The organism is Lysinibacillus sp. FSL M8-0355 (genome assembly GCF_038008985.1).
Taxonomy (GTDB): domain Bacteria; phylum Bacillota; class Bacilli; order Bacillales_A; family Planococcaceae; genus Lysinibacillus; species Lysinibacillus fusiformis_D.
Genome location: NZ_JBBPAI010000001.1, coordinates 229,530 through 252,441, shown reverse-complemented (window position 1 = coordinate 252,441; position 22,912 = coordinate 229,530). Strand labels below are relative to the sequence as shown.

General features: G+C 39.3%; 14 protein-coding genes, 1 rRNA gene and 1 riboswitch. Of the genes, 2 read left to right on the top strand and 13 right to left on the bottom strand.

Annotated features, from left to right (window positions below):
* Positions 1-282: 282 nt before the first annotated feature.
* The 9 genes from MKY46_RS01145 to hutH all read right to left on the bottom strand — a co-directional run bounded on the left by MKY46_RS01145 (position 283) and on the right by hutH (position 12,566).
* Positions 283-1,834, bottom strand: a 16S ribosomal RNA gene (locus tag MKY46_RS01145).
* Between the two features lie 408 nt (positions 1,835-2,242).
* The gene (locus MKY46_RS01140; RefSeq protein WP_101967048.1) at positions 2,243-4,096 is read right to left on the bottom strand and encodes an SLC13 family permease; all 1,854 of its coding nucleotides are present in this window, start codon (positions 4,094-4,096) and stop codon (positions 2,243-2,245) included.
* 164 nt (positions 4,097-4,260) lie between these two features.
* Positions 4,261-4,875, bottom strand: coding sequence for a nicotinate-nucleotide adenylyltransferase (gene nadD, locus MKY46_RS01135; RefSeq protein ID WP_036125130.1), 615 nt, complete (start codon positions 4,873-4,875; stop codon positions 4,261-4,263).
* A gap of 5 nt (positions 4,876-4,880) precedes the next feature.
* Positions 4,881-6,341 (bottom strand): nicotinate phosphoribosyltransferase, encoded by a 1,461-nt coding sequence (locus tag MKY46_RS01130; RefSeq protein WP_036125128.1) that lies wholly within the window; start codon positions 6,339-6,341, stop codon positions 4,881-4,883.
* A gap of 19 nt (positions 6,342-6,360) precedes the next feature.
* On the bottom strand, positions 6,361-6,915 hold the full coding sequence (locus tag MKY46_RS01125; protein ID WP_036125125.1) for a cysteine hydrolase family protein: 555 nt from the start codon (positions 6,913-6,915) through the stop codon (positions 6,361-6,363).
* Positions 6,916-6,994: 79 nt separating this feature from the next.
* Entirely contained in the window at positions 6,995-7,795 is an 801-nt protein-coding gene (locus MKY46_RS01120; protein ID WP_036125123.1) for an NUDIX domain-containing protein, read from the bottom strand.
* Between the two features lie 150 nt (positions 7,796-7,945).
* Positions 7,946-9,223, bottom strand: coding sequence for an imidazolonepropionase (gene hutI / locus MKY46_RS01115; protein WP_036125121.1), 1,278 nt, complete (start codon positions 9,221-9,223; stop codon positions 7,946-7,948).
* The gene (hutU, locus tag MKY46_RS01110; protein WP_058844643.1) at positions 9,220-10,890 is read right to left on the bottom strand and encodes a urocanate hydratase; all 1,671 of its coding nucleotides are present in this window, start codon (positions 10,888-10,890) and stop codon (positions 9,220-9,222) included. Before hutU ends, hutI begins: the two co-directional genes overlap by 4 nt.
* Before the next feature lie 161 nt (positions 10,891-11,051).
* A complete protein-coding gene (hutH, locus tag MKY46_RS01105) occupies positions 11,052-12,566 on the bottom strand; it encodes a histidine ammonia-lyase (protein ID WP_036125650.1) in 1,515 nt (504 codons plus the stop codon).
* Positions 12,567-12,847: 281 nt separating this feature from the next.
* Between hutH and MKY46_RS01100 the strand changes: the two genes are divergently transcribed.
* Together MKY46_RS01100 and MKY46_RS01095 are read left to right on the top strand one after the other, a co-directional pair.
* Positions 12,848-14,302 (top strand): helix-turn-helix domain-containing protein, encoded by a 1,455-nt coding sequence (locus MKY46_RS01100; protein WP_036125647.1) that lies wholly within the window; start codon positions 12,848-12,850, stop codon positions 14,300-14,302.
* 309 nt (positions 14,303-14,611) lie between these two features.
* Positions 14,612-16,117 (top strand): catalase, encoded by a 1,506-nt coding sequence (locus MKY46_RS01095; RefSeq protein WP_036125644.1) that lies wholly within the window; start codon positions 14,612-14,614, stop codon positions 16,115-16,117.
* A 121-nt stretch (positions 16,118-16,238) separates the two neighbouring features.
* On the opposite strand, the gene thiC is transcribed toward MKY46_RS01095, so the two are convergent.
* The 4 genes from thiC to MKY46_RS01075 form a co-directional block, all read right to left on the bottom strand.
* Positions 16,239-18,017, bottom strand: coding sequence for a phosphomethylpyrimidine synthase ThiC (thiC, locus tag MKY46_RS01090; RefSeq protein ID WP_036125643.1), 1,779 nt, complete (start codon positions 18,015-18,017; stop codon positions 16,239-16,241).
* Between the two features lie 145 nt (positions 18,018-18,162).
* Positions 18,163-18,277: riboswitch (TPP riboswitch) on the bottom strand.
* 78 nt (positions 18,278-18,355) lie between these two features.
* On the bottom strand, positions 18,356-19,285 hold the full coding sequence (locus MKY46_RS01085; protein WP_036125640.1) for an AEC family transporter: 930 nt from the start codon (positions 19,283-19,285) through the stop codon (positions 18,356-18,358).
* Between the two features lie 111 nt (positions 19,286-19,396).
* Positions 19,397-21,499 (bottom strand): methyl-accepting chemotaxis protein, encoded by a 2,103-nt coding sequence (locus MKY46_RS01080; RefSeq protein WP_036125636.1) that lies wholly within the window; start codon positions 21,497-21,499, stop codon positions 19,397-19,399.
* Between the two features lie 211 nt (positions 21,500-21,710).
* Positions 21,711-22,871 (bottom strand): response regulator, encoded by a 1,161-nt coding sequence (locus tag MKY46_RS01075; RefSeq protein WP_036125634.1) that lies wholly within the window; start codon positions 22,869-22,871, stop codon positions 21,711-21,713.
* Between the last annotated feature and the right edge of the window lie 41 nt (positions 22,872-22,912).

Below are 22,912 nucleotides of genomic sequence, written 5' to 3'. Positions count from 1 at the left end.
GCTTCCTAGAACTGCTCGTGTCTTGAAACCTTCTTAATGTTATTAAGCCTATAAAAAAACTTAAAAAAATAAATGTGTTTGTTACAATTTCAATGTCGTTTTATCCAGTTTTCAAAGAACAAAGCTACTGCCCTGCTTCTACATCTCGCAGCTTTGCGACGAAAGCGTAGCGACAGGAGCACATAATTTAGAAGTGTTTCATTCAGAAAGAATGAACCTTCAAAACTGAACGCAAAACGTAATCTTACAAACCCTAGGTTTGTATTCCGAAATAATCCTTAGAAAGGAGGTGATCCAGCCGCACCTTCCGATACGGCTACCTTGTTACGACTTCACCCCAATCATCTATCCCACCTTCGGCGGCTGGCTCCAAAAGGTTACCTCACCGACTTCGGGTGTTACAAACTCTCGTGGTGTGACGGGCGGTGTGTACAAGGCCCGGGAACGTATTCACCGCGGCATGCTGATCCGCGATTACTAGCGATTCCGGCTTCATGTAGGCGAGTTGCAGCCTACAATCCGAACTGAGAACGACTTTATCGGATTAGCTCCCTCTCGCGAGTTGGCAACCGTTTGTATCGTCCATTGTAGCACGTGTGTAGCCCAGGTCATAAGGGGCATGATGATTTGACGTCATCCCCACCTTCCTCCGGTTTGTCACCGGCAGTCACCTTAGAGTGCCCAACTAAATGATGGCAACTAAGATCAAGGGTTGCGCTCGTTGCGGGACTTAACCCAACATCTCACGACACGAGCTGACGACAACCATGCACCACCTGTCACCGTTGCCCCCGAAGGGGAAACTATATCTCTACAGTGGTCAACGGGATGTCAAGACCTGGTAAGGTTCTTCGCGTTGCTTCGAATTAAACCACATGCTCCACCGCTTGTGCGGGCCCCCGTCAATTCCTTTGAGTTTCAGTCTTGCGACCGTACTCCCCAGGCGGAGTGCTTAATGCGTTAGCTGCAGCACTAAGGGGCGGAAACCCCCTAACACTTAGCACTCATCGTTTACGGCGTGGACTACCAGGGTATCTAATCCTGTTTGCTCCCCACGCTTTCGCGCCTCAGTGTCAGTTACAGACCAGATAGTCGCCTTCGCCACTGGTGTTCCTCCAAATCTCTACGCATTTCACCGCTACACTTGGAATTCCACTATCCTCTTCTGCACTCAAGTCTCCCAGTTTCCAATGACCCTCCACGGTTGAGCCGTGGGCTTTCACATCAGACTTAAGAAACCACCTGCGCGCGCTTTACGCCCAATAATTCCGGACAACGCTTGCCACCTACGTATTACCGCGGCTGCTGGCACGTAGTTAGCCGTGGCTTTCTAATAAGGTACCGTCAAGGTACAGCCAGTTACTACTGTACTTGTTCTTCCCTTACAACAGAGTTTTACGAACCGAAATCCTTCTTCACTCACGCGGCGTTGCTCCATCAGGCTTTCGCCCATTGTGGAAGATTCCCTACTGCTGCCTCCCGTAGGAGTCTGGGCCGTGTCTCAGTCCCAGTGTGGCCGATCACCCTCTCAGGTCGGCTACGCATCGTCGCCTTGGTGAGCCGTTACCTCACCAACTAGCTAATGCGCCGCGGGCCCATCCTATAGCGACAGCCGAAACCGTCTTTTAGTGTTTCACCATGAGGTGAAACAGATTATTCGGTATTAGCCCCGGTTTCCCGGAGTTATCCCAAACTATAAGGTAGGTTGCCCACGTGTTACTCACCCGTCCGCCGCTAACGTCGAAGGAGCAAGCTCCTTCTCTGTTCGCTCGACTTGCATGTATTAGGCACGCCGCCAGCGTTCGTCCTGAGCCAGGATCAAACTCTCCATAAAAGAAATTTGAATAGCTCAAATTGTTTTGCTGGCATCATTTTGATGTCCAAAATTTTGTTTCGTTCACTAACCGAAGTTAGTTACTGAAAACTTTATTGATTACGTTTTGCTTGTTCAGTTTTCAAGGTTCATGTTTTGCTTTGTTTTAGCGTGTCACCGTGGCGACTTGTATAATACTACACTCTTATTTTTAAAAGGTCAACACTTTTCATGAAAAAAATTTAACTTTTTTCTTGGTAATGAAAAACTTCCTATATATACCCGTAAAAATAATGACAACCTAAAATTCAATTTTCACAAGTGAGTGCCATGTTATACCGCTATCTAAAAAAGAATTTTATCATACTTTTCGATAAAAAATAATAGATCTTTATATAAAATAAAAAACTCGGTATAGAAACCGAGTTTTTAAAACGGGAAAAAGAATGGGATGGCAATCATCATAACGATAAACATAACAATTTGTAATGGTATCCCTATTCTTACAAAATCCATAAATTTATAGCCCCCCGCCGTCATTACTAGCGCATTCGTAGGGGAAGCAATTGGCGTAGCAAATGCCATACTTGCCGCAACCGCTACTGCAATCATAAATGTTGTAGGACTAACTTCCATAGCAATGGCTGCACTCATTGCTATGGGCGCGAACAATACAGCAGTTGCCGTATTACTTATAAATTGACCAAATATAGCTGTTAAAATATAAATACCAATGAGCACGCCATATGGTCCAAAATCACCCAAGGCATTAATAATACCATCCGATAAAATGGTCATGCCTCCAGTTTTTTCTAACGCCGTTGCCATTGGCAACATTGCAGCCACCAGCACAATACTTTCAAAATTCATATTGCTATAGGCATCTTCCATGTTTCGTAAACAGCCTGTTAATATCATCAACACAGCACCAATCATTACTGAGATCACAGCTGGGAAAACTTCGAATGCCATTAAAATAATCATCAACAGCATAATTAAACCGGCAATACCAGCTTTACCTGTAGCGGCTGCCACACTCGCGTGTTCTTTAGGCTGACCGACAACCACGACATCCTGGGTCTCTCTTGCTAACAAGAGAATTTCATCCCATGCTCCCTGTACTAATATGGCATCTCCAAATTTCAATTTATGAGAAACCATATCCTGAAGCTTATAACCACCTCTGCGATTAATGCCAATGATATTTAAATTATATTTTTCCCTGAATCCAAGAGAGCTAACAGTTTCATTAATAAAACTCGAATTAGGTGTCAGCAACACCTCTGCAATACCGAGATGTTTCGATACCAATTCATCAGCTTCTCCTTCCACTAACCCTTGCATCTCAAGATGATAATCCTCAACAAAACGACGAATATCCTCTACTTCTCCTTGAACATAAAGCTCGTCCTTGGCATGAATGACACTAGTTGGACCTGCCATTTCCTGATATGTCATCGGCAGTAAATTGATACCCTCCTGTGATTTACGATGAATTTTCATCATACAGAGCGTGTACTTAGCTGGCAGTTTTAACTCTGCTAAAGATGTCTCAATAATCGGTGAGTCTTCAGGAACAGCGATTTTAAATAGACGATTATTTAAATCATATTGCTTAATAATTTTTTTTGGTGAAAGTTTATAGCCTTCATTTGTTTGTGTACGATTTTGATCCTTTGGTAATAGAATATTACGTACAAGCACTAAATAAGTAATTCCAGCAATCATCCCTACAATACCAATAGGGGTCACTTCAAAAAAGCCAAGTTTATTATAGCCTCGATCAACCAATAACTGACTGACAATTAAATTGGTTGGTGACGCAATCAGTGTCATCAGACCAGAAAGACTTGCTACATATGAGAGTGGGAGTAGAAACTTAGACGGACTAACTTTCATACTAATCGCTATACTTACAACGATTGGCATCATTAATGCTACGGTACCAGTATTGCTCATAAAGGCACCAACAGATCCTACAATAATAAGCAGTAGCACAAATAATTTCAGCTCACTATTGCCCGACCATTTAAGTAAGAGTTGCCCTGCCATTCCTGCTAGACCTGTGCGTAATATTCCAGCGCCCACGACAAATAGCCCTGCAATCATTAAAACGACAGAGTTTGAAAAACCAGCTAATGCCTCCGTTGGCGTTAGAATATCCGCAATGACAAATGCTAGAAGTGACACAATCGCTACAAGATCTGCTCGTATTTTATTGGTCACAAATGCAAAAATTGTTGCTCCTAAAATAAGAAATGTTAATGTAAGCTGCACATCCATGAATTCCTTTCTAACATTAATCATTGTAATTATCGTCAGCAAAAAGGGTGTATTCCATTGCTATTTTTATTATAGCTTACCTAGAGCTACATATGATGAAATTCACCATCTTTTCAAAATTAAAAAAAGTGCGGCGTCCAACCACACTTAAAAAAATAATTCCACTATTTTTGATAAAGATGATGCTCTTTAATATAGTCGTAACAAGCAGTAGGCAAGAGGTATCTCGGCTCGCCCCCCATCGCAAATTCCTCACGAATATAAGTAGAGCTAATTTCCATCGCTAGCCCTTTATCTATCAGATGGAATCTACCATCATCATTATTTCTTAAAATGGGAGAACGACTAATCGTTGATAGCATATCGATGCCATGTCTAGCCATTACAATAAATTTATTCTCCGCAACTAATGCGTCACCTTTTTTCCACAATCCCGCGCCGATATCCACTAATAAATCAGCGCCCATGATAAAATGCAATTCATCCTCTGGATGTTTTTCTCTAAAGTATTTCATCGTGTCATAAGTATAGATGTTCCAGCCTTCTTGGTCCATCTCATAGGAATCTGCAATAAAACGATCATCCTTAGCAATGGCCAGCTGTAGTATATTCCAACGATGAGTATCTGCTGTTTTTATCGTTTTATCTTTACGTTTGTTTGAACAAGGTAAAAAAATGACTCTATCTAATTTACAGCGGTGTGCGACTGTGCTTGCTGTCCAAAGATGAACATTGGTAATAGGATCAAAGGATGAACCATAAATACCTATTCTCGCCATTGTAGCTACCTCCTATCTTGTGAAATTTTTTCTTTTATGTCCTGTATGCTTGCCATTTTATTGTCCCAACATGCTTGACTTAAATCGACAGGATACTCTTCGGGATTCATTGTTCGTTTATATTCACACCACAGTAAATGTAAATTTTCTTTCACATATGCTTGTGTTTCTTGAATTGTAGGTTCCTCATAAACTACTTTTCCGTTTTCTACGATGCTTTCATGTAAATCTTTTGCAAAAAAATTCGTTACAAATTTACTAATATACGTATGAACAGGGTGGAACATTTTCAATCTTTCTTCTTGCTCTATGTTTTCTCCCTCTAATGCAATATAGTCTCCTTCAGCATGACCATTATCCATATTAATAATACGGTAAACACGTTTACGCCCTGGTGTAGTCACTTTTTCAGGATTTGCTGAAATTTTAATGGTATCTACCATATCTCCACTTTCGTTTTCAATTGAAACTAATTTATATACCCCGCCAAGAGCTGCCTGATCATAGGCTGTAATAAGCTTCGTTCCGATTCCCCAAGCGTCAATTTGTGCACCTTGCGACTTTAAATGCATAATTGTATATTCGTCCAAATCATTCGAAGCCATAATTTTTGCTTCTGTAAATCCTGCAGCATCTAGCATTTTTCTTGCCTGTTTTGAAAGATATGCTAGATCACCACTGTCTAAACGAATACCAATAAAATTAATATGATCTCCTAGCTCCTTTGCTACACGAATCGCATTAGGAACGCCCGAACGCAACGTATCATAGGTATCTACTAAAAATACACAATCTTTATGTGCCGCTGCATATTTTTTAAATGCAGTGTACTCATCCCGATAGGTTTGAATCATTGCATGGGCATGCGTTCCTGACACGGGGATACCGAATAATTTTCCTGCTCTTACATTACTTGTTGAAGAGAATCCACCTATATAGGCAGCACGAGTTCCCCAAATAGCTGCATCAAATTCATGTGCACGTCGAGTACCAAACTCCATCACGACATCCTCACCTGTCACTTGTTTAATGCGTGAAGCCTTTGTCGCAATCAACGTTTGATAGTTCACAATATTTAACAAAGGGGTTTCAATTAATTGGGCTTCTGCCAATGGGGCTTCAATTCGTAGGATAGGCTCATTCGCAAAGACTAGTTCTCCTTCCCTCATCGCCTTAATCGATCCAGTAAACTTAAGCTCCTGTAAATATTGAAGAAATTCCTCTGGATATTTTCCTTCTTCTCGTAAATATTGAATATCACTTTGAGAGAAACCGAAGTTATTAATAAACTCGATAGCTTTTTTTAAGCCTGCAAATACCGCATACCCATTGCCAAATGGAAGGTTTCTAAAATATAGCTCAAAAACAGCTTTGCGTTGATGAGCCCCATCTTGCCAGTAAGTTTGAACCATATTAATTTGATATAGATCTGTGTGTAACATAAAACTATCGTCAGCATATTTCATGTTTTTCCCTCCATTCATGTCAAATCACAGTGGCGCCAAGTGTATGCTCGAAATGTCCTAACGCCCACTCATGGCCTGTTTGATTAAAGGAGGCGACAGCATTCTTATGAACGACGACTTCGAACCCTTTATTATAAGCATCGACTGCTGTATGAAGAACACAGATATCTGTACAAACGCCGATTAAGTGAAGCTCAGTAATGCCTCTTTCACGTAGTTTCAGCTCTAAATCTGTCCCTGCAAAAGCTGAGTAGCGCGTTTTATCAATGTAATAGACATGATCCTGCTCTTTATGTGCTTCGTACAACGGTTTTAAAGCGCCAAATAAATCTCTGCCTTTTGTATTTCGAATATTATGTGGTGGAAATAGCTTTGTTTCTGGATGATAAACATCTCCTCGTTCATGAACATCGATGGCAAACACCGTAAACTCACCATTCAATATAAATTCCTTCGTTAAGCCTACATTTGCTTGCTCAAGCAGCTGGCCAGGCTCTCCACAAGTTAAGGCTCCATCAGATGCAACAAAATCAACTGTATAATCAATATTAATTAATGCTCGCTTTTTCATCATCTCATCACTCCGTTTTTAATTAGTAATAGCTAAATTACAAATTACTACATTTAAAACAATCAGGAAAGACGGATCTTTCCTAATGATAAATGGACTCCACCATTTCAAAATTATTAAATCTATATAGTTGCGAAGGTCTGAATGAATTTCGTTTGGTTTTCTTCGGTTTGCCTTCCTCATCTAATATTTTTTCGATAAAAGGTAATTTGGGTGCTTTTGTAAAGAACACCGAATCATTAGAAATTCGAGGATCTTCCCCAACTGTTAAAAGTACTCGCTGTAATTCTGACAAAGTGAATGCTTGTGGTAAAAAATTTTTAGCAACGGTTGTTTGAATCATATCTCTTTTAATAAAATTCAACGCATCTGTAATAATTTTTCTATGATCGAAGGCTAGTTGAAGTGTAAATACACTTTCTATATCAAACAGTTCTACCTCAGCCGCATCATCATTTGCTTGACGTTGTTCAATATATGTCTCAGGAACAATTGCGTAAAATGCATTTGAGATCATCCAACCACGAGGATCTCGATCGATTTGATCATAAACACCAAAGTGTTGAACATGCAAACCTTCAACATTGGTTTCTTCTTTTAATTCTCGTTTAGCTGCGATATAGGCTGTTTCTTTTTGATCGGCATCTACAAATCCTCCTGGGAGTGCCCATTTCCCTCCTTCAATATTCGGATTTCCATCAGCATCCTTAGCCGCACGCTTAATTAGCATAATCTTAAGCGTCATGTTGGGCGGCGCCTTTTCTTCTGTTTTCTCTGACGTAATTGTAAAAATGGCAATATCTGCGGTATATCCATCAGGTGTTTGATATTTTGAAGAATCATAATGCTTAAGCACTTCTTCCTCAGTACGGAATTTTGTCATTGTATAACCCCTTTAATTGATTACAAGGTCAAGTAATTTGTAATTAAATAATTACTATTTAATTGTATTATAATCTTCCTTCAAGGTAATTGCAACTCAATTTTAAAAAAGCATAAATAAAGCTTCCTCAGCCTTATTTATGCCCATTTTTTATCGATTATTCAGTAGAATGCCGTTTTGTACAACAACTTGCCCATTTTTGATAACTGTATGTGTATGGTTCATACCATAGAAATATTGTAACTGCTTATAGTTGGCAACATCTAAAATAAGTACATCAGCTTTTTTATTCGCTTCCAAGGAACCTATTTGTTCGCCTCGATTTAATGCATAAGCTGCATTAATCGTTGTCGCAGTTAACACTTCCTCCAATGTCATGCCCATATGCATACAGGCTAAATTCATAATAAATGGTAAACTCATTGTCGGTGATGATCCCGGGTTAAAATCTGTTGATATTGCTACAGGCACCCCTTCATCAATCATTAGACGTCCTCTTGCATATGGTGCACGTAAAAAGAATGCAGTTCCTGGCAGTAATACAGCAATTGTGCCCGCTTCAGCCATTTTTAGAATTCCTTTATCAGAAGCAACCAGCAAATGCTCTGCCGAAATAGCTCCCACCTCGGCAGCAAGCTCCGCTCCTTGATAAGGCTCGATTTCATCAGCATGTATTTTCGGTGTTAAGCCAAGAGCTTTGCCAGCCTCTAAAATGCGCTGAGATTGCTCTGGTGTAAAGACACCCTTTTCACAAAATACATCATTAAATTCTGCCAGTTTTAGCTCTGCCACCTTGGGCAACATGTCATGGATTACAACATCAACAAATTCATCCTCACGTTCCTTATAGTCGCGTGGTACTGCATGCGCACCCATAAACGTACTAACAATATCAACGTCATGTGTAGCTTGTAATTGTTTCGCTACCTCTAGCTGCTTCTTTTCCGTATCCCAATCCAATCCATAACCTGATTTTGCTTCAACAGTTGTCACACCATGCTTTAAAAATACATCTAAATGCTGCATCGTCTTTTCATATAATTCTTCAAAGCTGGTTTCTCGTGTACGCTTTGTTGTAGCATGAATACCGCCACCTGCGTTCATAATTTCCATATAGGTAGAACCATTAAGTCTCATATTAAATTCTTGTTCACGTGTTCCACCATGCACTAAATGGGTATGACAATCTACTAAACCTGGCATCACAATCTTACCAGTAGCATCAATAATGTCTGCTTTCCTTACTAAATCAGGGAAATCTACTTCCAGTTGTTCAAAAGCTCCAACAGCTACAATACGATCTTCTTCAATTAGTACACAGCCATTTTCTACTACCGCAATTTCCTGCATTTGTTCTTTCGTACGCGGTCCTTGTGCATTACTTCTCAAAGTAATTACTTCATTGGCATTTCTAATTAGAATGGTCACTTCACATCACCCTTTAACATTGGTATATGGACACCTTTGTTTTTTGCCGTATTAATCGCAATCTCATAGCCTGCATCAGCATGACGGGCAACACCCATGCCAGGGTCCGAAATCAATACTCGTGCGATTTTTTCAGCAGCAAGCGCCGATCCATCCGCAACTAGTACTTGACCTGCATGCTGTGAATATCCCATTCCTACACCACCGCCATGATGCACACTCACCCAGCTCGCACCACTAGCAGTATTTACAAGCGCATTTAAAATTGGCCAATCCGATACTGCATCCGAACCATCCATCATCCCTTCTGTTTCACGATTTGGTGATGCGACTGAACCTGAATCTAAATGATCACGCCCAAAGACAATCGGTGCTGACAATTCACCATTCGCAACCATTTCGTTTACCTTTAATGCAAAGCGATGACGATCACCATAGCCTAACCAGCAAATACGAGCTGGTAACCCCTGCCATTTAACCATTTTTTGCGCCATATCAATCCAATTGACTAGACCTTCGTCTTCAGCGAACATCTCTTTCGCAAGTGCATCTGTTTTATAAATATCCTCAGGGTTTCCTGAAAGAGCCGCCCAACGGAATGGTCCCTTTCCTTCACAGAATAGTGGACGAATATAGGCTGGTACAAAGCCCGGGAAATCGAAGGCATTCGTTACACCCATCTCTTTGGCATAGGCACGAATATTATTTCCATAATCAAATACTTCTGCACCTGCATCTTGAAACGCTAGCATTGTACGAACATGCTCTGCCATTGTTTCTTTCGCTTTGTGCTCATACGTTTTAACGTCCGATTTCCGAAGTGCTAATGCTTCTTCAAATGTCATGCCATTTGGTACATAGCCATTAATCGGGTCATGTGCAGATGTTTGATCCGTCACAAAATCCGGAATAATCCCTCGATTTAACAGCTCACGATTGACATCTGCACAATTCCCTACAAGACCAATAGAAGCTGGCTCTTTCTGATTACGTAATTTATCGACTAATGCAATGGCTTCATCCACAGTCTCCACGATGTAATCACAGTATCCTTCTTTTATTTTACGTTCAATGCGGGCACGATCCACTTCAACGACTAAGATTACAGCGCCTGCCATTTTCCCAGCTAACGGCTGTGCACCACTCATACCGCCCATACCACCTGTTAGGATGAATTTACCACGTAAATCAGCAGTGCCAAATACCTTCTTCCCTGCTTCTACGAATGATAAATAAGTTCCCTGTAAAATGCCCTGAGCACCAATATAAATCCAGCTACCCGCAGTCATTTGCCCATACATCATTAAATCTCTGTCCTCTAATTCATAGAAATGATCCCAATTTGCCCATGCAGGTACTAGGTTTGAATTGGCAATTAATACACGGGGAGAATGCTCATGCGTACGGAATACAGCTACTGGCTTCCCTGATTGAATCAGCAGTGTTTCATCATTCTCTAATTCTTTTAAAGAAGCAATAATTTGTTCATAGCTTTCCCAGTTACGAGCAGCCTTTCCAATACCACCGTACACAATCAGCTCATCTGGGTTCTCAGCCACCTCTGGATCTAGATTGTTCATTAACATACGCATTGCCGCTTCCTGTGTCCACCCCTTACATGTTAGTTCACTTCCACGCGGTGCACGAATATCTGTTTTGAATACCATAAAAACACGCTCCTTTTCATAAAAATACTATTAGTTTGAAAGTGTAGACACCGAAATAAAGACTGAATATTCAGACTCAAAAGCATATAATTATATCCAAAGCAGAGGTGACTCGGATTAACGAGTCTTGCCTCAGCCTTTGCTATTTCATTCAATCCTATTTACACATACTCATTTACTAGATCATTACTTGCTAGTAAGTATTTCGCCAATGCTTCAATTTCGTCACCTATTGGTTGATCTGCTAATAAAGGTGGACAGAATTCACGCACTTTCTCTAAGAATTTACGTGTTGTTGGAGATAATTGCTCTTCCGCCTTATCTAAATGGATTGCCTGAGAAGCACAAATTAATTCTATTGCGATAACGCGAGCCGCATTGTGAACAATCTGACGTACTTGACGGGCCGATGTTGTTCCCATACTTACATGGTCCTCTTGGTTACCTGATGTAGGAATAGAATCCACACTAGAAGGATGAGCTAATACTTTATTTTCTGAGACAATAGAAGCTGCTGTATATTGTGCAATCATTAGTCCACATTCAATCCCAGGGTTTGTTGCCAAGAACGGCGGCAATCCTTCGTTAAGATGTGGATTTACCATACGTTCTGTACGACGTTCTGAAATATTAGCCCATTCACTTACACCAATCTTCAAAAAGTCCATTGCCAAGGCAATTGGCTGACCATGGAAATGACCACCCGATAGTACCTCACCACTTTCTAAAACAATCGGATTATCTGTAGTCGCGTTCATTTCAGTTTGAACACGATTCTCCGCGTAGAAAAAGGACTGCCAAGAAGCACCGTGTACTTGCGGAATACAGCGTAGCGAGTAAGCATCCTGCATGCGAATTTCGCCTTGCTTTGTGACACGTTTACTACCATCAAGCCACTTACGAATACGTCCCCCCACCAGTTCTAATTCTGGATGTGGCCTTACTGCTAATAGCGCTGGATCAAATGCTGACGTAATGCCCTTTAAAGCTTCTAGCGTCAAGCTTGCCGCCATATCCGCCGCAAGTCCAATTCGTTCAGCTTCATTGACTGTTAATACACCAATTCCTGTCATAGCTTGCGTACCATTAACAAGTGCCAGCCCCTCTTTAGCTTGAAGTCGAACTGGTGTTAACTCCGCTCGTTGTAGCGCCTCGCTTCCACTCATAACTTCTCCGTTAAACTCCGCCTTACCTTCTCCCACTAGCACTAATGCCAAATGCGATAATGGCGCTAAATCGCCGCTTGCTCCCACCGAACCTTGTGACGGAACAATCGGATGCACCCCTTTATTAATAAACTCCAATAACAGCTGTACGGTTTCCTCACGAATGCCAGAAAATCCTCTAGCTAAAGCATTGGCACGTAACACCATCATTGCACGTACAACATCAGTAGGGAACGGTTCACCAACACCCGTTGCATCAGATCTTAATAAATTCAGCTGCAATAGCTCAATATCCTCTTGCTCAATTTTTATATTGCTGAGTTGCCCAAAGCCTGTATTCACTCCATAAATCGTTTGTCCTTCAGCTAAACGTTTCTCGATACGCTCTCTACTTAAACGAATACGTTGTAAACTATCGACAGAAAGTGCAACTGTTGCTTGCCCCTTAACGATTTCCTCAATTTGTTGTCTTGTTAATGTATTGCCATCAAGCTCGATGATCGATTTCACATGACATCCTCCTATTCCCTATCTAACTATGTAAATAAAAACTCCTCATTTATTGGTCGTAATATTAAAAACTTCAGCATTAAATTCCATTTAAGCGTTTTCATTGTACAAGTGGTTTCTGCTGATGATTTATTACTCTATTTACATTGTACTCACTACTTTTTTCAGAATATAGAGAATTTTAAAAGAGAAAAGAAGATTTTTTTCAGATTCCTATGTTATTTTTAATAATATAATCGTATTTTTATATGAAACTGGAATATTTTATAGGAGTTGATGTAATGAAGCTATTATTAATTGATCGTGATCCTACCGACTTGGCAGGCATAAAGTGGTTTTTACATACCTATTTCCCTGGAGACGTCTTCATTGAAATGTGCACAAGTATTTCAGAGGTGCCCCAAAGAATTCGATTATTTGAACCGGACGCCATTCTGTTAAATATCGATCTATTTCCTAATAATCGCTTAACGGCTCTTTATCGGGATTTACAAAAGCTATCTGGTGCCATTCTTGCAATGACGACAGAACCTTTATTTAAAAATGCATTGAAGGCAATAGATTTACAAGTGGCCCATCTCTTTGTAAAACCCATTGATTTAGAATTATTAAAACAAAAGCTCACAACCATTTCTCTTCGCACACCACAGGTCACGGAATATGCACAGGAGACTACAAATGATTCCTTTTATTATCAATTATTTTTAGATAACAAATCTAGTTCAATTGAGACGACCATACATTTCACAATGATGGAGCCAGAACATATCGAAACTTTTAATAAGCTTTACAATTGGCTACAACAAACACCTATCCACTTCCATATGAAAACCTACCCTCTGTCCAATACAATTGTATGCCTTTTTCAAACAAGTGACATAAAGATGGTAGAAAAGGATGTCCGTGCACTTATGATGGAATGGCGGTTAATTAGTAATAGTTCTTTAAATATTGGCATTTATGATGGGCCACCGACAACCATCAAAAACATGTATACATTAACAAAGCGCGCACTACATCAAAGCTTTTACGAAGGCTTTGGTCATATTTTTTATGCAAGCAAACAAATTGAAACACAGCCCTTTGATCCCTTATTAACACCAGAAGAGCAACAATTGTTAATCAGTAGTTTGGAAGACGGAAACCTTGAAGCCGTTAAAACATTTTTATACCAGCTATCTAATGAGGGAATATATTATGAGCAAGATGATCTACGTATTCATTTAACAAGTGTTCTAGCACAAATTCGACGCTTTATGTTGAAATATAAATTACACGAAAAAGCAATTATCGAGCAAAGCTATCGTCAGCTATTTCACTTAATCATTGAACATCCTATATTTTATACAATTCTCAATGGCATTATTTCTTTCACACAAACATTAATTGAATTAGCGCGGGAAGCTCGAATGGAGAAACGAGCCGATTATGTTGAACTAGCTTTAGAAATAATTGATCAACAATTTAATGATAGCTCCTTGTCCCTGCCCTTCGTCGCCCATAAGCTCGGAATCAGCCCAAATTATTTAAGTACCATTTTCTCAAAGAAGCAAGGCTTACCATTTAAACGCTATTTACAGCAAATAAGAATTCATCATGCTACTAACATGCTGCTAGAAACGGATTTTTCCATTAGTGAAATTGCCCATTTAAACGGTTTTGATGATCCTAATTATTTCATTAAAATATTTAAACAACAAATCGGCATAACGCCTAATCGATATCGAAAAAACTAAAAGATAATTGATTGAAATAATTTTCAATTAGTCCATTTTATTTTCAATAAAGGTTTTTACAATGTAGTCATTATCTTAAAATTCATGTCATTTTCATACCTAATATTTTTTAAAAGGAGATTAGAAAAGTGAAATTTCTGGTGAAAACTATGTATAAAACACCTTTCTTTCGCATATATTTATAGTTTATCTTTAAATATAAAAATTCTTTAACGATAATAATTATAATGTACTAGCAATTCTATTTTATATTTGTTATAGTTATAGATGAAGAGTTTGACTTATATTTTTTTCAGGAGGTAAACTAATATGACAAACGCAAATGATCGTAGCCGTCGTTTTACAACAGCAGGTGGCGCTCCAGTAGTAAGTAACCATGACTCTATGTCAGCAGGTCCACGTGGTCCTCTTTTACTTCAAGATGTATGGTTAGTTGAAAAATTAGCAAATTTTAACCGTGAAGTAATTCCTGAACGTCGTATGCACGCTAAAGGCTCAGGTGCATTTGGTACTTTTACTGTAACGCATGATATTACTCAATATACAAAAGCGAAAATTTTCTCAGAGATTGGCAAGAAAACAGAAATGTTCGCACGTTTCTCAACAGTTGCTGGTGAGCGTGGTGCTGCAGATGCTGAGCGCGATATTCGTGGCTTTGCCCTTAAATTCTATACAGAAGAAGGAAACTGGGATCTAGTAGGGAACAATACACCTGTATTCTTCTTCCGCGACCCATTACACTTTACAGATTTAAACCATGTCGTTAAACGTGATCCACGTACAAATATGAAAAACGCTAACTCCAACTGGGATTTCTGGACTCTATTACCTGAAGCACTTCACCAAGTGACAATTGTAATGTCTGACCGTGGTATTCCAGCTGGTTACCGCAATATGCATGGATTTGGTTCTCATACGTATAGCTTTATCAATGCTGAAAATGAGCGTGTATGGGTTAAATTCCATTTCCGTACAGAGCAAGGTATTAAAAACTTAACAGGTGCTGAAGCTACTGAAGTTATCGGTCAAGATCGTGAATCTTCACAACGTGATCTATATGAAGCTATTGAAAAAGGCGATTTCCCTAAATGGAAAATGTATATTCAGGTTATGACAGAGGAGCAAGCTCGTGAGCTTCCATACAACCCATTTGACTTAACAAAAGTATGGTATAAAAAAGACTTCCCATTAATTCCTGTCGGTGAGTTCGAGTTAAATAAAAATCCGGATAACTACTTTGCAGAAGTTGAACAAGCTGCATTCGCACCATCTAACATTATTCCTGGTATTAGCTTCTCACCAGATAAAATGTTACAAGGTCGTATCTTTGCATACGCAGATGCACAACGCTATCGCCTAGGTGTAAACCACTATATGCTGCCAGTTAACGCACCGAAATGTCCATTCCGTACCTTCCATCGTGATGGTGCAATGCGCTTTGACGGCAACCTCGGTTCTACATTAGGCTATGAACCAAATAGCTATGGTGAATGGGAGCATAACCTAGACCATAAAGAGCCTGAATTACGCATTGATGGTCATGCAGGTATTCACGACTTCCGTGAAGATGATAACAATTACTTTGAGCAACCAGGTAAACTGTTCCGTTTAATGACTACAGAAGAGCAACAACGTCTATTTGAAAATACAGCGAATGATATGGCTTCTGTTGAAGAATTCATCAAACGCCGTCACATCCTTCACTGCTATTTAGCTGACCCAGCATATGGTGAGGGTGTCGCAAAAGCGATGGGTCTTTCGTTAGAAGGTATGGACCTTACAAACCCATATGTAAAACAACCAACTAACGTTTAATAGTCCACTTATTATTGATATCCAAATTCAACTTTTACTCCATGTGAATCTGTCATTCACATGGAGCTTTTTTATGATTAGAAAAGGCTTATGTCTATACTTTGACATAAGCCTTCCTTCATTATTGATAAATCTGACTCCCCGCTTTTTTAAACTCCTCTGCCTTTTCCTGCATACCTTGATGAATAGCTTCAGTCGTATTTAAATCTTTTTCTTTAGCATAATTACGAATATCCTGTGAGATTCTCATACTACAGAATTTAGGGCCACACATTGAGCAAAAGTGCGCTGTTTTTGCCCCCTCTGCTGGAAGCGTTTCGTCATGATATTCAACCGCACGTTCTGGATCTAATGATAGATTGAATTGATCACGCCAGCGGAATTCAAAGCGTGCTTTTGACAATGCATCATCCCGTTGTTGTGCACCTGGGTGTCCTTTCGCTAAATCAGCTGCATGGGCAGCAATCTTATAAGTAATAACTCCTACTCGAACATCCTCACGATTAGGTAAGCCAAGATGCTCCTTCGGTGTCACATAGCAGAGCATCGCTGTACCAAACCAGCCAATCATCGCTGCACCAATAGCTGAGGTAATATGGTCATATCCTGGCGCAATATCTGTTGTTAATGGGCCCAATGTATAGAAAGGCGCTTCCTTACAAACTTCTAATTGCTTGTCCATATTCTCCTTTATCAAATGCATCGGTACATGACCTGGCCCCTCTACCATCACCTGAACATCATGCTTCCAAGCGATTTGTGTTAATTCACCCAGCGTTTCAAGCTCTGCAAATTGGGCCTCATCATTGGCATCTGCAATGGAACCTGGGCGTAAGCCATCTCCTAAAGAAAAAGCAACATCATATGTCTTCATAATTTCACAGATTTCCTCAAAATGTGTATAAAGGAAATTCTCTTGATGATGAAATAAACACCACTGTGCCATAATTGAACCACCACGTGACACAATGCCTGTTACACGATTTGCTGTAAGAGGTACATAGCGTAAAAGAACACCCGCATGTATCGTGAAATAATCAACCCCCTGCTCTGCTTGCTCAATGAGCGTATCACGATAAACTTCCCACGTTAAATCCTCGGCTATGCCATTTACTTTTTCTAAAGCCTGATAAATGGGCACCGTTCCCACTGGCACTGCAGCATTTCGAATAATCCATTCTCTCGTTGTATGAATATGTTTACCAGTCGAGAGATCCATAATATTATCGGCACCCCAGCGTGTAGCCCATGTCATTTTCTCAACTTCTTCTGCTATTGACGACGACACCGCGGAATTTCCAATGTTTGCATTGATTTTCACATGGAAGTTGCGACCAATAATCATCGGCTCTGCCTCAGGGTGATTAATATTAGAAGGCATAATAGCCCGACCTGCTGCAATTTCTGAACGAACAAATTCAGGATCCATGTTTTCACGTATCGCCACAAACTCCATTTCCGGCGTTATCATTCCATTTCGTGCATAGTGAAGCTGTGTTACATTTTTACCCCTTTTTGCACGTAAAGGCTTCCGCTCCAATTCAGGGAAAACATTTTCTTGAATGCGCGGATCATCAACACGACGAAAACCGTTATCCTCAGGTTTAATCGTACGCCCCTCATATTCCTCAACATCTCCTCTTTCTTCTATCCATGCACGTCGCAAAGCAGGCAGACCCTTTGTAATATCAACGTGATAATTCGGATCTGTGTATGGACCACTCGTATCATATACTCGAATAGGGGCATTTTTTTCATCCCCAAAGCTACCAGTCGTTGGGCTTAATGCGATTTCACGCATAGGTACTAAAATATCTGGACGTGATCCTTCCACATACACTTTTTTGCTTCCTTCAAAGCTAGACATAATCGTAATGTTCTTTTCACTAACTACTGACATGAGCTACTTCTCTCCCTTAAATGTAATTTGATACAAGGACCGAAAATCTAGCTCACTCCAACAAATAAAGAAAGGCCGAATCCAAAATATTTTTTTGGATCCGGCCATGAATGTAAAGGTCTAGTAATTGCACACGACATACGATGCAATAGCTTCTTAACTTTCCCACGCTGGTATGAGCCAGATCAGGTCCAAAGGGTCAAGAAACTTCTAAGCGTTTCCCTCTCAGCCTGACTCATCAGACTCCCCTAGTTAATACTATTTAGTTTGATGCTAGTGTAGCAGATATTTCTAAGAGATGGAAGTTTTCCATTCAATATTTTAAAATTTTCATCCAACTAAGTAAATAATACTTCCGCAAGATAAATCACGATCGTTACCGTTAGACAGCTCACAATGGTTGAAAATAAAACAGTTTGCGCAGCTGTAGCTGATTCCACATCGTATTCTAATGCTAGACTAGAGCTATTGCGAGATGTTGGGAAGGCACTGGCTATAAACAGAGATTGTGCGACAACTCCATCTAACCCCAATACATAAATAATGACCAATGCTACAGCTGGTCCGATAACTAATCTTGTAAAACAGCTAACAAAAACCGTTTTATTAAACATAGATTTGATTTCAAGCTGTGATAATTGTGCGCCTAATGTAATTAAGGCTACAGCAATAAATCCATCTGCGACATGCTCTACAGGTATTTTGATAAACTGCGGTATACCAATATTAAAATAGTTCATAGCGACACCAATAATTAGCGCATGAATAATGGGCATTTTAAAGAAATCTTTGATGATTGTCATACCCGATTTCGTAGAGGAAATTAAATTGTACAAACCATATGTATAAGTTGTCATATTTTGAAATATAACGAGCATGACCTGAATGGCTACACCAATAGGTTGTGTTACAAAAATCATTTGGGCCACTGGAATACCATAATTTCCAGAGTTAATGAGCACAACACTATTTTTAAAGACGGCTGCCTCCGTTTTGGCCAAACCAAGCCCTTTCGCTAAAAAATGACTGAGTATCATTTGACTCCCAATAAAAAGCACAATAAATAACCCGACTTCTCCCAGAACAGACAGCTCTACACGTGTTTCATATAAATTCACAAAAACAGCGGCTGGCATAAAGCAATATGTAATAAGCTGAGACAATGCTTTTAAGTTAAAACGAAATTTCTTTTGTAGTATAGCGCCAAGTACAAGCAACACTAAAATAGGTGCAACAATTTGAAAGAAAATCATTCCGAGATACATCATATTGATGACCCCCTTCCCTTCATTATAGTAGTGCTGAATGGCTAACAGGTCAATGTCTCTTCCCTTCACCATTAAGAAAGACTGCCTATATATTTTAGGCAGCCTTTTTCTTCACGCTAGCTTAAATCGATTTACGACTTCTTGCAGTTCATTTGATATATCATTCATATTTTGAATAGACTCTGCTACTTTTTGTAACTCTGCTTGTTGATCCATTGCAGAAGCACTTACTTGTTCAGCAGAGGCAGCTGTTTCCTCTGAAATAGCAGATATACTTTGAATGGCCATAATTGCTTGATTTTTATGCTCTAACATACTAGATAGCTTACTCATTAGTTCACTAATGGAAGCTGCAATTGAACGTGACAAGTCACTGCTATCTTTAAAGGCCATTTGTGTGCTTTGTACGGACTCATTTTGAGAATGCATTAAATCTGCATTCGAAGCAATAACAGCTACTGTTTGTTGGGAATTTTCGAGAATACTTTCTACCGTACTCTTAATAATTTCTGTTTCATTTTTAGATTGCTCTGCTAGCTTTCTTACTTCCTCTGCTACTACTGCAAACCCTTTTCCATGTTCGCCAGCACGAGCTGCCTCGATACTTGCATTTAAAGCTAACAAATTCGTTTGCTCTGTAATGCTTTGAATAGAAGCGATGATTTGATTAATATTGGCAATGTTAGAAGCTAATGATTCCATTTGCTGTTGAATACGCCCATTCATCTCATTTGTTTCTATATTATGTTCACGTAAACTATTAACCTCATGCAATCCCTTTTCTGTCGTTGCACTTGTTTTATGAGATAGCTCATCCATCTCATTGGATAGTGACGTAATGGCATCAATCTGATCAGATAGATCCATCATTCGATAATTGGTTTCTTCAGTATCCTCTGATTGCTTCGATGCACCTTGTGCAATTTCATTGATTGCTACTGAAACCTCTTGACTTGAAGCTACTATTTCATTAAAGACCTCATGCACTTGATTAGAAGATTGGTTCAATAATGTCGTAGAATTTAGCACTGTTTGTATTGCACTATTGGTTTTATCCAGCATATTATTATAAGCCAGTGCAACTGCACCAATCTCATCAGACTTAATATATTTCTCCTCTACTCTTTGTGTTAAATCCCCTTCTGCAGCTGTTTCAATGGATGCACGCAAAAATTGGAGTGGCTTTAACTGTTTGTAAATGAATAGCACACTTGCAACTGTCATCAAAACAACCATAATAATAGAAGAAATAATTGTAAATACAAAGACGTGGTTGTATGTCTCTAGAATTTTTGATTCAGGCAATACAATTTGAACAGTCCACGTCTCGTCAATATCCTCTAAAATCATTGGGGCAAATACATTAAATGCCTTTTCCTTAAACTGTTTAGAATCAACGTACATACTTGTAAGCTCATCATTTTCCATGGTCTTACTAATACTTGTCCAAGCTGGGTCCTCTTGCATATTGCGCCCATCTAGCTCTTCACCAAAACTGTTGGCTGTCAGTACACCCTTATTCGTAATAATGCCCGCATAACCACCCTCTGGTGCAACAGATTCTGTTAATCCATTTAAAAAATCTATCGATACATCCGCCGTCAATACACCAAAAAACGATCCAGAAGCATTGACTAACGGCACTGAAATGGTTGTCATTAATACGTTCTTTCCATTTACATTGTAATCATACGGCTCCGTTAAAACTGCGCGTCCGTCTTCTTTTGGCACCCAGTACCATTCAGAAACACTTTTATCATCGACCCCTTCAATTAAAGTGGTGCTGATCTTATTATCATCTTTGCTTAGGTATGGTCCAAAACGTTTTTTGGAATCGACTAAAGTAGCCTCTGCATTTGCATCTAACATAATAGAACCCTGCTCAAAGATTGCTCCAACACCAAGTAAATCATCATTGTTAGCTAGATTATTTTCCATAATGTCTAAGACACCCTTGGAAGATAAAGCATTATTCTTCTGCATGCTTTCAATGATTTGCTTTGTTGTTTGCAATGCCGTATTTGCTTTCTTGAAACGTTCACTCATAATAGCAGCCGAAGATTCAGCAGCCTGCACCGTTGCATATTCTGAGTCTTCCACACTTTGATTTTTTATAATAATTCCCGTTGTCACTGTATAGGATAAAAATAAAACTAGAAATAATCCTATAATTAGGGAAGATAGTTTTAATGCAATACCTTTAGATTTTTTCATAACTAACACCCCCACTTTTATAATAATGATAAAGGATGAAAGGTTGTATCACAATAAAATATTTAGCGAATAAAGTAGAATTTTACAGAGTTATAGAGAGAAATATGGACAAATCTACAACCAATATACATTTTTTAATAAGGGTCTTATGAACTATTAAAAACAAAAAGCTCTGTCTATGACAGAGCCTCTCATAACAAAATCATGTAGTTTAACTAAAGGTTTGAGCATGAGGCATAGCATTTGCTTGTTTCCAGCTTTCATACCAACTCTCAATTTCCTCGCTTGGTTCCACTGCCAAATGCTCCTGAAGCATTTTTTTTAATAACCAGTATTGCTCCTCAACAGCAGCTGTATTATTTAGAAGATCGTATAGCTTCATTAAAGTGAAGTAGTTTTCCTCTGCATCAGAAAAAAGTGCCTGGACTTTTTCCTGTACCTTTACTGCAGCCATGTAGTTCTCATTTTTTATGTAAAACTCGCTTAGCTGATGAGCATGGTGTAACCACAATCTTCTTAAGCGCTCTCGCTCACTTTCCGCCCATAGATAATCGCAATCTCCTAAATAATCACCTGTATACATTTGGAATACTTTTTCATGTTCATCAACTGATGTCTCTTGTAATGGGGGTAATGATTTTAAACAGGACAGCCACTGTTCTACATCCACTACAACATTTTCAACTAAGAGCTTATAGCCAGAATTCAGCAAAGGACTTGAAATTTGCACACCATCCATTCCATAATTTTTTAATGTTTGACGGATTGTATAGATAGCTGTATAAAGCTGCTTAGATGCTTTATCGATATCAGACTCCGGCCAAAATAATTCTAAAATCGTATCACGATAAATCATTTCATCACGGTGATTTAGCATGAAGGCAAATAGCTCTTTGGCTTTAGATGTACGCCATTTCATGAGCTGTGTATGACCATCTGGTGTAACAACATTAAGACCGCCAAAAAGCTTAATAATTGTATGTTTAGGCGGAACTTTTTTATGTTTATTATTTATGTGTTCTAGACGTTCTAAGGTCTTTTCTAAACGAACATTTTGTACAGGCTTTAATAAGTAATCAATAGCATGTAGATTAAATGCATCTATTGCGTATTGATCAAACCCTGTTGTAAAAACGATTTCTACATCGGGCAATAACTCTTGAATTTTTTCCCCTAATGCTAAACCATCCAAATCAGGCATCACGATATCTAAAAATACAGCATTTGGCTGTAGCGTTTGGATCTCTTCAATTGCTTTTAGAGAATCGGTGTATTCTCCTACTATTTCAATTTCCGGGACATTACTTTTTTCAAGTAAGGTTTTTAGTCTCGTTAATGGTAAAATTTCATCATCTACTAGCACGATTCTCACATTGACCCCTCCTAAAAAACTATTCCTTTACTTATTATCGT

What these genes read in the sequence shown, in the direction of transcription:
- MKY46_RS01140 (WP_101967048.1), bottom strand. Translation starts at nt 4,096, where the DNA reads ATGGATGTGCAGCTTACATTAACATTTCTTATTTTAGGAGCAACAATT.
- nadD (WP_036125130.1), bottom strand. Translation starts at nt 4,875, where the DNA reads ATGGCGAGAATAGGTATTTATGGTTCATCCTTTGATCCTATTACCAAT.
- MKY46_RS01130 (WP_036125128.1), bottom strand. Translation starts at nt 6,341, where the DNA reads ATGAAATATGCTGACGATAGTTTTATGTTACACACAGATCTATATCAA.
- MKY46_RS01125 (WP_036125125.1), bottom strand. Translation starts at nt 6,915, where the DNA reads ATGATGAAAAAGCGAGCATTAATTAATATTGATTATACAGTTGATTTT.
- MKY46_RS01120 (WP_036125123.1), bottom strand. Translation starts at nt 7,795, where the DNA reads ATGACAAAATTCCGTACTGAGGAAGAAGTGCTTAAGCATTATGATTCT.
- hutU (WP_058844643.1), bottom strand. Translation starts at nt 10,890, where the DNA reads ATGGTATTCAAAACAGATATTCGTGCACCGCGTGGAAGTGAACTAACA.
- MKY46_RS01100 (WP_036125647.1), top strand. Translation starts at nt 12,848, where the DNA reads ATGAAGCTATTATTAATTGATCGTGATCCTACCGACTTGGCAGGCATA.
- MKY46_RS01095 (WP_036125644.1), top strand. Translation starts at nt 14,612, where the DNA reads ATGACAAACGCAAATGATCGTAGCCGTCGTTTTACAACAGCAGGTGGC.
- thiC (WP_036125643.1), bottom strand. Translation starts at nt 18,017, where the DNA reads ATGTCAGTAGTTAGTGAAAAGAACATTACGATTATGTCTAGCTTTGAA.
- MKY46_RS01085 (WP_036125640.1), bottom strand. Translation starts at nt 19,285, where the DNA reads ATGATGTATCTCGGAATGATTTTCTTTCAAATTGTTGCACCTATTTTA.
- MKY46_RS01080 (WP_036125636.1), bottom strand. Translation starts at nt 21,499, where the DNA reads ATGAAAAAATCTAAAGGTATTGCATTAAAACTATCTTCCCTAATTATA.